8 protein-coding genes are annotated in these 16,373 nt (G+C 42.7%); 7 read left to right on the forward strand and 1 reads right to left on the reverse strand.

The window, feature by feature from the left end; all coding sequences use genetic code 11:
* Window positions 1-30 precede the first annotated feature (30 nt).
* From ACJJI6_RS00870 to ACJJI6_RS00890, 5 genes are all read left to right on the forward strand, one after another.
* A complete protein-coding gene (locus ACJJI6_RS00870; RefSeq protein ID WP_444897997.1) occupies window positions 31-828 on the forward strand; it encodes a hypothetical protein in 798 nt (265 codons plus the stop codon).
* Between the two features lie 160 nt (window positions 829-988).
* Complete coding sequence (tsaB, locus tag ACJJI6_RS00875) at window positions 989-1,687, forward strand: tRNA (adenosine(37)-N6)-threonylcarbamoyltransferase complex dimerization subunit type 1 TsaB (protein ID WP_475712214.1); 699 nt, start codon at window positions 989-991, stop codon at window positions 1,685-1,687.
* 6 nt (window positions 1,688-1,693) lie between these two features.
* A complete protein-coding gene (locus ACJJI6_RS00880; protein WP_282931976.1) occupies window positions 1,694-2,491 on the forward strand; it encodes an undecaprenyl-diphosphate phosphatase in 798 nt (265 codons plus the stop codon).
* Between the two features lie 5 nt (window positions 2,492-2,496).
* Window positions 2,497-3,378, forward strand: coding sequence for an NAD(P)-dependent oxidoreductase (locus ACJJI6_RS00885; RefSeq protein ID WP_413662732.1), 882 nt, complete (start codon window positions 2,497-2,499; stop codon window positions 3,376-3,378).
* A 66-nt stretch (window positions 3,379-3,444) separates the two neighbouring features.
* Entirely contained in the window at window positions 3,445-4,575 is a 1,131-nt protein-coding gene (locus ACJJI6_RS00890) for a tRNA-queuosine alpha-mannosyltransferase domain-containing protein (protein WP_475712215.1), read from the forward strand.
* Between the two features lie 105 nt (window positions 4,576-4,680).
* On the opposite strand, the gene ACJJI6_RS00895 is transcribed toward ACJJI6_RS00890, so the two are convergent.
* The gene (locus ACJJI6_RS00895) at window positions 4,681-7,704 is read right to left on the reverse strand and encodes a cellulose binding domain-containing protein (RefSeq protein ID WP_475712216.1); all 3,024 of its coding nucleotides are present in this window, start codon (window positions 7,702-7,704) and stop codon (window positions 4,681-4,683) included.
* A 755-nt stretch (window positions 7,705-8,459) separates the two neighbouring features.
* Here ACJJI6_RS00895 and ACJJI6_RS00900 point away from each other — a divergent pair.
* Window positions 8,460-10,541, forward strand: a complete 2,082-nt coding sequence (locus tag ACJJI6_RS00900) for a neutral/alkaline ceramidase (RefSeq protein WP_475712217.1) — start codon at window positions 8,460-8,462, stop codon at window positions 10,539-10,541.
* A gap of 847 nt (window positions 10,542-11,388) precedes the next feature.
* Window positions 11,389-15,381, forward strand: coding sequence for a DUF6531 domain-containing protein (locus tag ACJJI6_RS00905; protein WP_475712218.1), 3,993 nt, complete (start codon window positions 11,389-11,391; stop codon window positions 15,379-15,381).
* The last annotated feature ends 992 nt before the right edge of the window (window positions 15,382-16,373 follow it).

A 16,373-nucleotide genomic window follows, 5' to 3' on the forward strand; every position in this document is an offset into this window, starting at 1 on the left:
GTACTTCTTCTTTCAGTGAGGAGACAAGGGATGGCAAGAGTAGTAAAAAAAGGTACACGCGCGAAACGAGCAACTAGTGCGACCGCAGCGTCGCCAGCGGTCGTGAAAGCGCAGAAGGCGGTAGATTCAGCGACCAAATCGCTGGATGCGCAAATGGACCGTGTTGCTAAGGCTAAGGCTCGAGCGCAGAAAAGTAATGCGGCAACAGCGAAAACTTCGCTGGCCAGTGCCAATAGTAAGGCAAAGGATTTGCGCGCCAAGCTGGCAGCGGCAAAGATGGATCTTGCCAAAGCTAAGGCTATGGATGCCGTACATATGGCTGAAGCTGCTGCAAAAGAAAAGGTGGAAAGTCTCTCTAAGAGCCTCTCCAGCAAAGCAGATAAAGAGTTAGCTGCCGCACTCAAGGCATTTGAAACACGCTGGGTAAAAACCAAAGAAAAGGCTCATGCCAAGAAATTGAAGGCTGCTGAGAAGAAGGCTGAAGCTAAGGTTAAAGCAGCTGCAAAGAAAGCTGCCGCTAAAGTTAAAGAGTTAGAGAAGAAGGCTAAAGCCAAATTAAAAGCCGAAACTCAAAAGGCCAAGAAGAAACCTGCAGCCAAGGCCACAGCAGCGAAAAAGCCCGGACGCCCCAAGAAGGCCGCTACAGCGACGGCGAAAAAAGCCGGCCGTCCAAAGAAGGCAACTTCAGCGGCTAAGCCAGCAAAAAGAGTCGGACGACCCAAGAAAGCGACTGCGACAGCAGCTGCTAAGAAGGCTCCAGCCCGTCGCGGTCGTCCACCGAAGGCTGGTGCTGCCCGTCGAGGTCGGCCACCGAAAAAGGCCGCCTAGGGTCATATATATGGGCTCAACGATGTGAACTTTGGCAGGCTCCTCATAAACCCCGGTTAGTCCGGGGTTTTTTAGTTGCGGGTTGCGATATTGGGCATGACTCCCCTCCGCTCCCGTGCCACAATTCCCTCCCTTTTTTATGACCAGGATTAAGAACGCTGTGAAAATACTTGCCCTGGATACAACGTCGGGCGCCTGTTCTGTGGCTCTCATATCTGATGGCCAGCTGATTGAGCGTTTTGTACAGGCAGAGCGCGATCACACCCGTCGCCTTTTGCCAATGGTGGATGAAGTTCTCGCAGAAGCCGGCATAAAGCTGGCAGGCCTGGATGCTCTTGCTGTCAGCCGCGGGCCGGGGTCATTTACTGGTCTCCGTATAGCAATTAGTAGTGTGCAGGGGTTGGCTTATGCTGCAGATCTACCGGTGGTTCCGGTTTCCAGCCTCGCAGCCCTAGCACTTGGAGCTCGGCGATCGCACCCGGACTGGGGACAGTCACCCATCGTGGCAATGCTGGATGCTCGCATGCAACAAGTATATTGGGGGATTTACTCCAGTGACTCTCCCTGCGATAGCTTGATCCCGGAGGCGGTACAGAACCCGGAGGAGGTTCTGCTGTCTTTAGAGAAATCGGAGATTTGTACTCCGATCTATGGGGCGGGCCCGGGATTACATTATGAGGCTTTTGAAGGGGCGTTATTGGCTGCCGTTGATCAAGCCAGCCTCATTCAGGCTCGGGATATAGCGCAGTTGGCAGTACCACTATGGGAGCAGGGTCATACAGTGACCGCTGAAGAGCTTGAGCCTGTTTATTTGCGCAATGAAGTGACTTGGAAGAAAAGACAAAAAATCCGATCTTAATAACACATGGAAACATTTCAGATTGTAATTTTGGCCCTGATACAGGGGCTGACAGAGTTTCTGCCCATCTCCAGTTCCGCGCACTTGATTTTACCTTCTGAGGTATTGGGCTGGCAGGACCAGGGGCTGGCCTTCGATGTCGCTGTTCATTTTGGCTCTTTACTGGCAGTAGTATTCTATTTCCGCAAAGATATTTGGGTGCTGATTAGGGATGGTCTAGGAGGATTTACGGATAAACAATTTACCGATGAGGGGCGGCTGGCCTGGTTAATTGTTCTCGCTACTATACCTGTGGGACTGATAGGCCTGGTATTCAAAGGGTTCATAGAAACTCACCTGCGTTCAGCCGGTGTTATCGCTGCTACGACTATTGGTTTTGGTATTTTACTCTGGTGGGCTGATGCAAAGGGACGCAGGGTCGAATCTCTAGCCCAGTTAAATTGGAAAAAAGCACTTCTGATTGGCTTATCACAGGTGTTGGCCCTGATCCCTGGCACCTCCCGCTCTGGTATCACAATGACTGCTGGTTTGATGCTTGGCATGAAGAGAGAGGCTGCAGCGCGCTTTTCGTTCCTGATGTCTATTCCTGTTATTGCCCTCAGCGCTATTTTGTTAACGATTGAATTACTTGCGCTGGAAAGTGTTCCATGGAATGACTTGCTGCTTGGTACCGTTTTATCTTGTATTAGTGCTTATTTGTGTATTCATTTTTTCCTTCAATTTATTAGCCGCATTGGGATGGCTCCATTCGCGATTTATCGCTTGGTTCTCGGTGTAATACTTATTTGGATGGTATGGGGGTAGAGGAAATGGCAACAGTTGCATTTATTGGCTTGGGGGTGATGGGATATCCCATGGCGGGGCATCTTTCTAATGCTGGCCACATGGTGCGAATTTACAATCGCACTGTTAGCCGTGCGGATCAATGGCTACAAGAATATGATGGAGAGAGCTTTGCAACGCCCGCTGAAGCCGCAAAGGGCGCGGAGGTTGTTTTTGCCTGTGTAGGCAATGACAACGATCTCCGCCAAGTGGTGACAGGAGAGCAGGGGGCATTCACGAGTATGGATGACGGGGCTTTGTTTGTAGATCATACAACAGCCTCTGCCGATGTTGCTCGGGAATTGGCAGTTGCAGCTGGCGAAAAGGGAATCGGTTTTCTGGATGCCCCTGTCTCTGGAGGCCAGGCCGGCGCTGAGAATGGTGCTTTAACGGTTATGTTTGGGGGAGATAAGGCAGACTTTGATAAAGTGCAACCTCTTATCGACTGTTATGCGCGGGCGAGCAACCTGATGGGGCCAGTAGGTAGCGGCCAGCTGTGTAAAATGGTCAATCAAATTTGTATCGCGGGTGTCGTTCAGGGGCTTGCTGAAGGTTTACATTTTGCCAAGGCAGCTGGCCTCGATGGAGAGCAGGTTGTCAATGTGATATCCAAGGGGGCGGCACAGAGCTGGCAAATGGAAAACCGCTCAAAAACTATGTTAGCTGGCGAGTATGACCACGGTTTTGCTGTGGACTGGATGCGTAAGGATTTGGCTATAGTCCTTCAAGAGGCACAACATAACGGAGCTTTACTGCCCGTAACTGCCCTGGTAGATCAGTTTTATAGTGAGGTACAAGCTATTGGTGGTGCTCGTTGGGATACTTCCAGCTTGTTTGCACGATTAATGAATGTGCGCTCTTTCGATTAATCCCTCCGATCAATAGCTACCGGGGTTAAGTTTGATCCCGGTGCCGCTTCTTCTTATTACTATTTGATGAAAGTTTTATTACTCTCCGCTTATGATGCGGACAGTCACAAGCGTTGGCGTAAAGGGCTGGTAGCGGCATTTTCTGATTGGCAATGGACCGTACTAACCTTACCACCGCGATACTTTAGCTGGCGAATTCGCGGTAATAGCCTTTCTTGGGGCCGAGGGGAAACTGCGCAAATATTGAAGCAGCGTTGGGACCTTATTGTTACAACCTCAATGACCGATCTAAGTGCCTTGCGCGGTTTAGTTCCTGAAATCGTTAGGGTGCCTACAGTTGTATATTTTCATGAGAATCAATTTGCTTACCCAGTGAGCTCTGATGCGTTTCGATCGGTAGAACCCCAGTTGTTGAATATTTACACGGCCTTGTCCGGTGATCTGGTCTTGTTCAACTCTGAATACAACCGCAGTACCTTGTTAGGAGGAGTAAAGAAATTACTTAAGCGCTTTCCTGATTGTGTTCCTCCCGGAATTTGTGAGGAGATTGAGGAAAAGTCGCGAATTCTTCCTGTGCCAATAGAAGACATCGTTTTTGATAGTGTGAAAACTGAAGAGGCCTTTTCCTGGAGCTCCTGCGCAGAGAGCATTTATGGGGGCGAGATAGGTCAAGATACTTTGATTATCAGTTGGGCGGCCCGTTGGGAATATGACAAAGGCGCGGACCGATTGCTGGATATCCTTCGGGGCTTGAAAGCCAGAAATGTTAAGTTTCTTGTTAATCTAATGGGGCAGTCATTTCGTAATAGCCCTGCTGAGTTTGCTCAAATACAAGAAGAGTTTGCCGACCATTTATTGGTGCTCGGGTATCTCGAAAGCGCTAAAGACTATCGTCAAGTACTGCGACATAGCCATATATTCCTTTCTACGGCTTACCATGAATTCCAAGGGCTGGCGGTGATGGAAGCAGCTATTCTTGGTGCTACTCCACTGGTGCCAGATGAACAGTGCTACCCAGAGTTCTATCCCGAAAACTTCTGTTATTCAGACTGTAATGATGCAGTAAAAAAGTTGGAATCAATGTTTTTGTCAATTCTATCGGGTTCAAAATTAAAAAAAGTTGATTTAAGTAATTTCTCAGGGAAAGTGATTTGGGCAGAATATAGGAAGCAGTTCTTAAATCTGGTTCAGAGTTAGGCCGGCTACTATAGAAGTCGGGTCTATAAAGGCTCCCAAAGTTATTGGTGAGTAAAAGCAGCGCCCTGAAAGTTTCTAATCAGGGCCCGTTAAGCGAAATCCTAGCTAATTGGATACATGATCTATTGCTTTCAATAGCCCTTTATCTGGGATGTTACTGGGAAGAATACAAGAAGGAATATCTGAATGGCCAAGATTTTTACCATAAAGTAAGTTGCAAGCCATAATCTTGTGGCCCTCAGTTGTTGGGTGTACCGGGTCTCCAGTTGGGACAATATTTCCTTGGTCTGCTAAGAAAATATTTTTGTTATTGGAGGCCTCTGATAGTGACTTCTTGATTTTTTGATTATAAAAGTCCGTACAGTAATTTTTCGGATCTTGTCCGTCTAAATCACTTCGACGAGGGATAGTTGAAATTACGAATGCAATTTTCTCAGTTGGAATATCTATGCTCTCAAAGTAATTTTGTATTCTATCTGTTATTGATATGCCTTGAATATTATTGGGTGATGATATTATCTTACTAACGACCATATTTAGCTTCTGGGCGGATTCACTATTTTCTTCTATAGGAAGGCTACAATCAATCGCATTATTCATGCTAAGGAAGGTGATGTCGTTAGTCCCGAGCTGTATAGGTATGACAACGCTATCCTCAGAGGTTATATCCCGCGTTAAATTGCAGGCTTGATTAGTGAGCCAGCCAGAACTAGTTTCGCCCTCCCTGCACATTTCGCTGAGAAATTGATTGAAGTTCTTGATGGAATTGAGGCAGTTGGTGAAATTGTAGCCAGGGGTGATTTGATGGCCTATCGGATCAAGATAGCAAAGTAAATCGCTGGTTGTAGCTCCAGGTATCCCAGAGTGCCAGTAATTCTTGGTCTGTTGAGACATATCATCAGGGCCTGTTGGTCCAGTGATAGTGCCAATCGTTTCTAGTTGTTTTCCATTGTATTTTAGAATTAGCTGCTCACTGGTAGATTCTTGATCTATAGGAAAGATTGAGTTGCCATCGGCTGCTTTGGCAAGATAGCCCCAGATCTGGCTACGAAATCCGTTTGAATTATAAGGGAGTGTTGTCATGCCGTAAGTAATCGAATCACCAATAAACCATAGCTTAATACTGCTATTATCTGAATGTTCATTGGGCTGATTGGGGGGCTGACTAGGTTGTGAAGGTTCAGTTGTGAGTGTACCCGTGCAGTTGCCAATTATAATTGGTGGGATGTTTTCTCCAGAGTAATTTGCATTAAACCCAAAAGCCCGGGCCTCTCCTGCCGGAATAGATGATTCACTAGTAACAGTTATTGTCCCGTTACTTTCTGCGATTTGTGCATTCCAGAAGTGTGTGATTGATTGGTTACCTTGCCAGTTCCACTGTAGCTGCCATTTATCAAGAGAAGTCTTTCCTTTATTATAAATAACCACATTTGCCATAAAACCATTCCCCCAATCGTTTTGAACTGTATATTCCACATTACACTGGCCTGAAGGTTCACCGGGTTCTTCCGGTACAGTAGGGGGAGTGTCAGGTTTGGGCTGTTGTGGTGGGGTTTTCGATGATTCAAACCATTTTAAGGCATAGGCTCGAAATTCACTTTCTGACGGAAGGGAGGAGTTTTCCATATAATAGTAATCTAAGAATGCTCTCGCATCCTTATAGTACTCTTGGTGAGTCTTATAAATCTCCTTTTTATTACCATCCTTGTCAATCAGCCAGTAGCCAGTGAATTCACTGATCCAGCTATCATATTCATTGTCATACATTTGCCAGTACAAAATAAATGGAGCACCCCACTGGAGCGCCGTTTTTATTACATTGCGTGATAGCAAATCCTGGGCTTCGCCAGAGCGGGCTCCCCAATCCTTAAACCAGGACTCTCCGTAACCATATTCGCCAATGAAAACCCGCTTTTCAAATGGCAGCCCAGATTTTTTTGGAAGATTTGAGTTGATAAATTCTAGAGCCGAAGTCAACTCACTATGTAGAGTGGCAAAATCTGAATGCTTTTCTTTGGTAGTGAGATCGTAAGCTGAATAAGACACCAAATCTACATTAGTATGGGGAAGTACGGCATTGGTTATCCGTTCTTTGCCCTGCATTGCAGATTCAACCCTATTGACCTCAATATAGTGATATAAGTTAACGTCAGAGTGGGTGATATTTGATTTGGCATCGTCAATGGCTTTTTGTCGAATATTGATCCAGTCAATTAGACCCTGTAAACGCTTAGGAGGGATAGTTTCCTGACTGTCATCTCTAGTACCATCAGTTTTTTGAACCAGGTTCCAATCGCCTTCCCAATGCCCGATCATGAATGTCTTACCGGAGCCGTTATATTCAGTTAGTAAATATTCAGCCAACGAATAAATTTTGTCATATTGCCAGTTTAGCTCTTCTTCACTCATTCCTTTGTTATCCATCCAGGAACCGGAGTCCTCAACCCAAAACATGTAGATGGAGAAATCCATTTCCAAGACTTGCTGAAATTCTGGTATTTCTTCCAGCATTCGCTTGAATTGATAGTCGAGTCCAGAGTTACTTAGCTCGCTATATAGGCTCGGAGAAAGGGCAATCTTGAGTAAGTTAGAGCCCATTGAGTAAATGGCTTCAGCACTTTCAACAAGTGATCCCTTATCTGTAAATGTATACCTAGGGTTTATCGTTTGAGTGCCTAAAATTAAATTGTATTGTGAAAGGGGGTCTAACAGGTCTCGTGAAGGTGGGGTCGGATCTGGTTTATTGATGGTGTTGTTGCAACTAGCGTTAATATGAGCAGGCGTCTTTTCACCACCCGAGTAGCGAATATTAAAACCAAAAGATTGGGCTTGGCCAACGGGTACTCTTACATAGCCTTGTTTTCCAACTACAGAGATCAGGTTTTCATCCTGGGCTGAAGTAGCATTCCATATATGTGTGACTTCTTGGTCTGAGGGCCATTGCCATGAAAGTTCCCAATCACTTATTGGCTCGGTACCTGTATTACGTACAACCACTGAAGCCATATATCCGCCTTCCCATTCGCTCTGTATCGTCATTTGTACATCGCACTTTTGACCGGCCAGGGATGGTAGGGATAAGAAGGTCAATATGGAAAAAACTGAGAGGGTGAGAAGTTTAGCGTGCATTATTTATGTATCTATATGGATTACTGCAGAGTAGTCAGATATTGATAGCTACATAAAGTTCACATATTTATAGTAAGGGGCGTCAAATGCTAAAAGGGCCGATTATCAATGTTATTCAACTTCCACCTTATTTCCTGTCAAGACAACTTTGAATGTTAAGTACAGGTGTTTGCCTAATTAATTGCTAATTTAATTGTTTTGTGAACAAGAGGTCAAACCATGGAATATAATTGGAAACTGATTGAGTGCTAATTTTGAATGGCGAAAGCTTTTTACATTTCCTCTCTAAATGTAATTCAAATCTCCTAATCTATCCTTTCTTTACACTCATTTTTAGATTGTACTTGCTTAAATTGTAAATATTTAGGTTTGCCGTAGTTCAGAAAATCTTTGCATATTTAAAATAATTTTACTTTCAACTGTAAATTAACGGATTTATGGCGGGCAATTACTCTATGGGTGCTACCAAATACAGCCAGTTAGGGTATTCTGAACATGCGTACTAGAGCTGTACTCTCAGTTTTAGTGTGCTGACAGCAGGGAGGTTATGGCTACAATGTGTATTTTAAAGTAATAAAGCCGCTTTTCAGGATGAGATAATAAAAGCCAAGATTACATTGGCTAACTATCTAGAGAGCTGCGTCCGAGTCGATCGGAAGTGGTTTATTCAGATATCAACTTTCAACGAAAAGGATACGCGTTCATTTCTGTGAACTGGCGAATGTACTCCTGCGTGTATAGATTCTGGAGAAAAAATGAAAAAAATAATTAATGGTTACGTCATTGCTTTAATTGTATTTATTGGAGCTTCTTCCACTGTTAAAGCATCTGACTGGCGTGTTGGTGTTGGTAAGTATGATATAACTGGCCCGGCAGCAGATGTTGGAATGGTAGGATATGGAGAAACGGGGCAGACAACCAAGGGAATTCATACCCGTTTATGGTCCCGCGCATTCATAATTTCTGATAGCTCTGAAAATGAGCGTTTGGTATTCGTATCAGCAGATTTGCAAGGTATTCCACAGGGCGTGAAGCAGGGTGTCGTAGATAAATTAAAAAATCTCTATGGTAATAGTAAGTATACCGAAAAGAATGTAATGCTGACTGCTACACATACCCATGTAGGTCCTGGGGGGTATGATCATTATGTCATGTTGAATATGAGTGCTCTTGGGTATGCGGAAGATAACTATGACGCTATTGTTGATGGTATTTTTCAGTCAATCGTTGAAGCGGACAGTGGACTAACTCCAGGTGACATCTTTATTGAGCAGGGGATCTTGCTCGATACCAGTATCAATCGAAACCCAGACCCTTATTCAGAAAATACTGATGCAAGCGACTATCAATACGATACCAATAAAACCATGACCCAACTCAAGTTGGTTGATGCCAACAACAAAGCACTGGGAGTTATTAATTGGTTTGCAGTACACAATGTCTCTTTAGGGACAGGGCAGCGGCAACTTAGCGGGGATAATAAGGGGGCGGCGAGTCAATTGCTGGAGTCTTGGGCTGCCGAGCAGGGTGCTGCAAGTCAATTTACTGCGGCATTTGCCAATAGTAATTTAGGTGATGCGTCTCCGAATATTTGTGGCCCTAGGGATGGATGCGGAAATTCTGAGTATGAAAGTTTACTTTTATCTGCTGAAAAGCAAGTTGCAAAAGCTCAGTCTCTTTACCAATCAGCTACTGTGAAACTTGAAGATGGATTAGATTATCGACATCAACATATCTATTTCCCTGGCTATACCGTAGCAGGTGAATTTACCGGTGAGGGGCAAATAGATATTTGTGAAGGTGCTGTCGGCTGGTCATTTACTGCAGGATCAAGTTGGGACGGTCCCAGCAATATTGATGGTATTTTTGAGGGAATGTCTGTTGAAAATGAGGGGGTGGATTGGGATAGAGATGTGGGACTATTCGAATCGGCGATTAATGGTTACCCCCTTTTTGGCCTGATGAGTGCATTCTCTGCAGCCGCTGTATATGAGGATACTCAGGATGACCCCTGCCAGTACCCCAAACCTACATTTGTAGAGCGTGAGGTAATAGGTCAAGCACTTTATACCCCTTACCTACCTTTCCAAATGTTTCGCATAGGCTCACTTGCTTTGGTCGCCGCGCCGGGTGAAATGACGACCATGGCAGGCCGACGGCTTGAAGCAGAAGTCTTGTCAGCTTTTGAAGGAAGCGGTGTAAATACTGTGGTGATTGCCGGTTTGGCAAATGCCTATTCCGGTTACATAACCACTCCTGAAGAGTTTGATAGGCAGCACTATGAGGGAGCACATACCATATACGGCCCTAATACCCTTGCTGCCTATAGACAGATTTATACCGAAATGACATATGCTATGGTCAATGGCGTAGATATTACTGCAGGGCCCACTCCGGAAGATCTATCTGATGACCAAATCATTAATGTAATCGGGGTTGTTTATGATGATAAACGCCTGTGGGAGACTTTTGGTCAAGTCTGGAATGATGTAGGTACCAGCTACAGTGCTGGCGATACTGTATCTGTCACTTTCCGTTCTGGTCATCCCCGTAATGACCTGAAGACTGAGAGTACATTTATTGAGGTACAGCGTAAAGTTAATGGTAGTTGGGAAACTTATCTTACCGATGACGATTTAGATACTCGTTTTATCTGGACTCGAGATACGGCTATTGATTGTATGGCCTGTTCATTTGCTGAAGGGCAGTGGATCATCGGAGAGGATACACCATCAGGCACTTACCGAATAAAGCACTTTGGTAACTGGAAGAGTGGTTGGACTGGGAAGATTTCCAGCTATTCAGGTAAGTCGAGTAGTTTTACTGTTAGCAATTAGTGCTCATTACGGATCGGTTGGATAATCATCTAGCCGATTTGTATGTCGATTCTTGTAATAGACGTGATATGTTCTACTGCTGGATAGTTATTGGGTGTTTATTATACATTTGAGCGAATACTATAAATTACGGCAACAATTTAATAGAATTCAAGTGTTCTATTTGAGATTAGTTTACCATCCATAACTTCGAACTATATTTAGTGCCGCTAAATGGTACTTTTTTGTCAGAATATGCTGCTATATATCGCTTAGCTGCGTTTTTCTTTCTTTGACCCTAGTCAAATTTAATTGCACTATATGCAGTGTACTCTCCTGTAATCGTTTTTTCCTATCGCAACAATACAAATTAAGTTAGCTTTCACCTAATTTCTAGTTACTCCGAAAGATGGTGGTATGTTAGGTATCTTGGAGGATTGGCTTAGTAGCTATTAGATAGGGATTATAACTATTTCGTTTAGATCATTTGAAAAGTCTTTAGATGTGGATGAATTATGGTTTTCCTATTGGTATAGCTTTTGATGTTGCTATTTTGACTTTTAATATTTTGCTTGTGATAGTGAAGACTTGAATGTGAATCGAGAGCTTATTGTTCCCGGCTTTGAAACCCGCACTACTAAACTTCACACTCATTGTCAAAATTTTGGACGTAGAAACTGTTCTTGGTTCAGCCGATTTTTTAAAACCGATGTAAGAAGGCTGAAATATATTTCTTTGTCCTTTGAAAGAAAAATCGTCCCAGTAGAAATGATTATGTCGAAGTTGAGCACCTAGTTTAGGTGCTTTGAATGGATTCGTTTTTTGATGACCGCAGAATAGTCGGTCAGCGGTTGATAGGATTTAACTTTTGATACAGCTCTATATCGAAAACTCTCAGGGCTCTCGTTATACGGTGCGGCCTGGATGGATATGCCAGACGGGTCCCTCTAGAAAGATTGATGCTGCTGAATTATTGAGGATGTTCGATACTAACACTCTTCAGTTAGTATATGACCAGTACCTTGGCTTATACACAACCTTTGCGCCAGATATAGACCCTGAGCAAGAGCGTCCCCCATCTCAATCGCGATTAAGTAATGTGCCTGGCTATCTTAATGAGCGGGATAAAGCCATTTATCGGGCATTGGCTCAGAATCAACTGATTATTGAAGAGGCCCCATTGCCATATTCGGCATTGGGGGATCTACAAACAGAGTTGGTTGCTAAGATTCGTATGGGCTTGCAGAAAATTATTACGCAGGAAGTTGCAGATAAGGCTTTTATTAGCCAGCAAACTGATTGGAGTTGGGTGAAGCGTGTAACAACTGCAAAAAAGAAAGTAAAAGAAACTGACAGCTCTGTGTGGCGCTTATCGATTTGGTCAAAGAGTGCTGTTGATGTTGAGAAGATAGTAGGTCCAGCACGTCAATCATTTGAGTTTAGCTCTGCAGCAATCAATTATGTCTTATATGAAGAAACTCCAGAAGAAGAAGCTGATGAATGTGTAACCTCCCTGTATCGAGGTGTGATTGATGTACTAGGCTTTAATCCCAGTTCTGTTTCAAAAAAGCAGCTCCGCTTGAGTTTCAACATAGCCGAGGTTATTTATAGTGACCCAACTCTTCGGGGAGCAGTTTTTCATTTTGCCCAAGACTACATCAAAACACAACATAGCTTGCAGCACACAAACTTAACTGCAAGTGGTACTTTTGAGATCATTTTGACTATAGCACTTGCGGCATTGACTGAGGGAGATGTAGCTATAACATCCTTAACTAAGAATAAGCGCTTAGTGAATGCTTTTCGTAATATTGGCGATTTAATGTTTGATTTTGCCAGGACAAAAAAGCAAAGGAAAATACTTGCTAAAAATTCAGGATATCCGACAGTAGGCAAAAGCACTGCTGTATCCGGAAAGAAAACCCCCAAAATAGCTGCACCCCGAAAAAATAGTCGAAATTTAGTGCAAGTCAAAGTGGGTAACGAGCTGCGAGAAAATAAAAGGGGTAGTGAACAAGCTTTCACAGTGCCCCATGATGTAAAGTCTGAATTTTATAAGATAAATTGTGTCAGGGATTATTCATATGATACTGATAACCACATTAGCGAAGTAGGTGAAAATTATAACTCCGATATATGTCAGAGCGATAATGTTACTGGTGAAGTAACTAGGTCTGTAAATCTAAAAACTGGAGAGGTTCAGTTTACTTTAGAAGATTTTGTATTGGAGGGGGCACTACCCTTATCGGTAACTCGTACCTATCGCAGTAGTAATTCAAGAAATTTCGGATTGGGTTGTGGCTGGACTCATACATTTAGCGAGCGCTTGGTTTGGCGTCCAGGCAAACCCATACTCTTCTTTGATTCTGAAGGTAGAATAATTAGCTTGCCAGCTCCCGGAAATAGCTCGCGCAGTCATAATATTTATGAGAGATTAACTCTCACGAGAGTAAACGATGAGCATTGGATCATTACGACATATGGAATTTCCAATGGAGTACAAAGACATTTTAAAGCTACTGGTGAAACTGGTGCGTTAAAGCTCGCTGAGATTCGGGATGATAACGATAACTTTTATTTATTCAACTACTCAGGGGAGTATTTAAGATCGGTCGAGAGTAGTTCTGGTGAAATTTTATACATTAGCTCGCTTGATGAATCTCCTGAAAGTCACCTTATAAATACTTTGACAAAAGAAAATAATTCGGGAAGTTCTGAAGTAGTAGCTCAATATGTCTTTGATAGTGAAAATAATCTGACTGAAGCTGTAGACAGTGTTGGCAATAATGAAAAGTATGTTTATCACAAAGGCCTTATTAAACAAAGAACTTTAAAAACTGGTTATAGTTTCTATTTTCAGTGGGATGCTGAGGGTAGTTCAGCTCATTGTATACGGCAGTGGGGGGACCCTATTGACGAAAAAGCTGCTTACAGTTATCAATTTATCTGGGAGGAAAGTGGTCACGGAGCAACGATGTGTGACACGAGAGGCGGGCGGCAACGTTTTCACTTCAATAATCGCGGATTACTCACGTTCCATCAAGATGCTGAAGGTGGAGAAACGTGGTATGAATACAGTGATCTAGGTCACGTTACAAAAGTACGGCTACCCAGTACTGATGGGACTATACGTGAGGAGTTATTCCGATATGACAATCAGGGTCGCTTGACCGAGAAGATAGATGTGGCCGGTAATAATTATCAAATTGAATATAACAATGAAGGTCTCGCCACAAAGTATACTGATCCATCAGATAGCAGTTGGCAGTATAGTTACAACAAAAAAAGACAGCTGGTGCTAGCTGAAGACCCGCTAGGCAACCAAGTGAAATATGACTACACCTCTGCTGGCAAGATTAATTCTATTAGTGACTCATTAGGTAATGTTACGAGTTATTTGTGGGGAAACAGCAATAAGCTATTAAGAATAAGTTGCCCCTTCGGACGATCTATTGATTGTAGATATGATGTTGATATTCGCACGGAATTGTTAACGCCTGCTGAGACGAAAGAGGCTTCTTGCAAGAATGAGGATCAGGGTCGGATCAATGTTAAGGTTGCTCAAAAAGATACAGATATTCAGTGCAGATTTAACCAGCATGGATTAGTTTCAGAAATATTAGATAAGGATGGGAATTATACGCGTTATTCTTATAACGCACTCCATCAAATAAAGAGCAAGACTAGTTCCAGTGGCAGTCAATTAGAATATCATTATGATGGAGAGGGCAATTTAATTTGCCTTATAAATGAAAAGGGTGAGTGTTATCGGCTGAAATATGATCTCAATAACCGATTAATAGAAGAGGAGGATTTCTATGGTCGTGTTACCCACTATGCATATAATGTCGCTGGCCACTTAGTAAATTCTACGGAAGTAATTTCTTCTCAATCAGGCATTGGTACCGATATCTACTTTGAACGTGATTTGCTGGGCCAATTAATAAAAGAAACTACGCTAGAGGGCGCTAATAGCTTTAGATATAATTGCCTAGGGCAACTGATCGAAGCTAAAAATAATTACTGTAGTCTGAAGTGGGAATATGATGCTAGTGGTCGTATTGTAGCGGAATGGCAAGATGATAGTAAGCTCAGTTATAAGTATGATATTTTAGGTAATCTTACGGCAACTTCACTATCCAGAAAAGAAGATGTTAAATTTATCTTTGATCATTCTGTGGAATCTGAGAATTCACCCTTCTCCTCAGTAAATGGAAATTTCAATTCTTTGTTGATAAAAACAACCGAAGGGTTGAAACCTCTGGACAATTATGATCCTCAGGTTTATGTGCAAGGCTTTATTGTTAGTAAGTTTGAAAGGCCAATTGATACAGTTACAAATATTTTGAATTTATTGCCGAATAGTAGCTGTTCACTTGCCAGAGTTAATCATTCCGGCAAGGTTAATAAAAATATCTTTAATGTTCATAACTTTTGTAAGAGTGATTCAGATCAGTTTCTTGCCTTCTTAATTTATGACCCCGCTGATAGTCTCCTAGGTAAGCTTAACTCGACGAGTAAGCTTGATAGTCAGATTCCTGGCAAAGAAGTTATTGAGAATAGAATCGTTGATAATGGCAATATATCCCGTGGTTATACCTCTTCTACAGGTCGTGTTGAAGAAGTTGGAGGGGAGGGGGCACAGAGGATTCGATACCATTATAATTGTCAGCAAAAGTTGATAAAAATAGAAAATCTAAAAGTAGAAAAAGGTGTAGAGAAATTTCAGGATGTGATTCGGTATCAATACGACCCCTTGGGGCGATGTGTAAGAAAGGAAAATTATGATGGTTGTGTCAGATTCTTTTGGTCTGGTGATACGCTTATTCAACAGCTTAAGAATGACGATCAAAGTAAATGAAGTATTATTTCGTAAAGGCTTATAAGTTGTCTGTGATATAGGGGGTTAACTCGAAAGCTTGAATACGTTAATTTGCGTAAGTTTTTACAGCAGTATTGCATTTTGAGATAAATCATATTCAGTGCTTCTTTACATGAAGACAAGTTGCTGTCCTTTTTAGCTTATATAAGTCTATGCGGGTTAAATTGCTAGATAGGGCTTTCGGCAACATAAAGGGCAATAGCTTTAGTGTGTTATTTTCCATAAATAATGAAAACTCACTTTCTGAAGTCTTGGCTATCCTGCCAAGGTTGTCGGTAGTCATTGCTTATCCGCCCTGGAAGTAGCAGATTACCATGCGTAGCCTGAAGCCTATCTATATTTAATAACCCTCGAAAGTCCCAGCTATGGGGCTCAGCACCCAACCGACTGTAAGAATATGTTAGAGAGCTTGCTAAGCCTGAGGTTATTTGAGTCGATAAATTATTTAAATTTCTATGAGATCATCAATATTTTGATGCTCATATGAGCGAATAAGTAAGTGGTACGGCGGTGCACTTCTTGCGGGCTTTTAGGTCGTTATACGATAGAGCGAAGGCTTTAGGCGATAAATGTGAGTTTCTTTTGTTTCTTGCCTTGAATCAATTCATATTAGCTGAGATGAATAGGACTTTAGATATTTACAGCTCCTTTTATTAGGAATGATTATCTTTTTCCTTTAATGGCGTTAGGTCTTTGAAGCGGCTCTTCTGTTGATGTGGCTGGGTAGTGTTTCTTTGTTGTAATTATTGGCCGCAATCAAAGTTTATTTGGCAGGATGCAGGGCTGTTTCATATACGACTATATATTCCGAAAAAAAATATCGTTATTACTTTACAGAATAGAAAAAGCTGGTACCTTAGGGTCAGGATTGCTTAATTATACAGGATTAACAGTTTGTGATATTGGTTCTGAAGGTGCCTTATTAAATAGCATTTTTATGTATATGGATGATGAGAGTATGGCTGATGGAT

The organism is Microbulbifer maximicatervae (SeqCode) (genome assembly GCF_056232625.1).

Coding starts and splice junctions, on each gene's coding strand:
- ACJJI6_RS00870 (WP_444897997.1), top strand. CDS start 31: ATGGCAAGAGTAGTAAAAAAAGGTACACGCGCGAAACGAGCAACTAGT.
- ACJJI6_RS00880 (WP_282931976.1), top strand. CDS start 1,694: ATGGAAACATTTCAGATTGTAATTTTGGCCCTGATACAGGGGCTGACA.
- ACJJI6_RS00885 (WP_413662732.1), top strand. CDS start 2,497: ATGGCAACAGTTGCATTTATTGGCTTGGGGGTGATGGGATATCCCATG.
- ACJJI6_RS00890 (WP_475712215.1), top strand. CDS start 3,445: ATGAAAGTTTTATTACTCTCCGCTTATGATGCGGACAGTCACAAGCGT.
- ACJJI6_RS00895 (WP_475712216.1), bottom strand. CDS start 7,704: ATGCACGCTAAACTTCTCACCCTCTCAGTTTTTTCCATATTGACCTTC.
- ACJJI6_RS00900 (WP_475712217.1), top strand. CDS start 8,460: ATGAAAAAAATAATTAATGGTTACGTCATTGCTTTAATTGTATTTATT.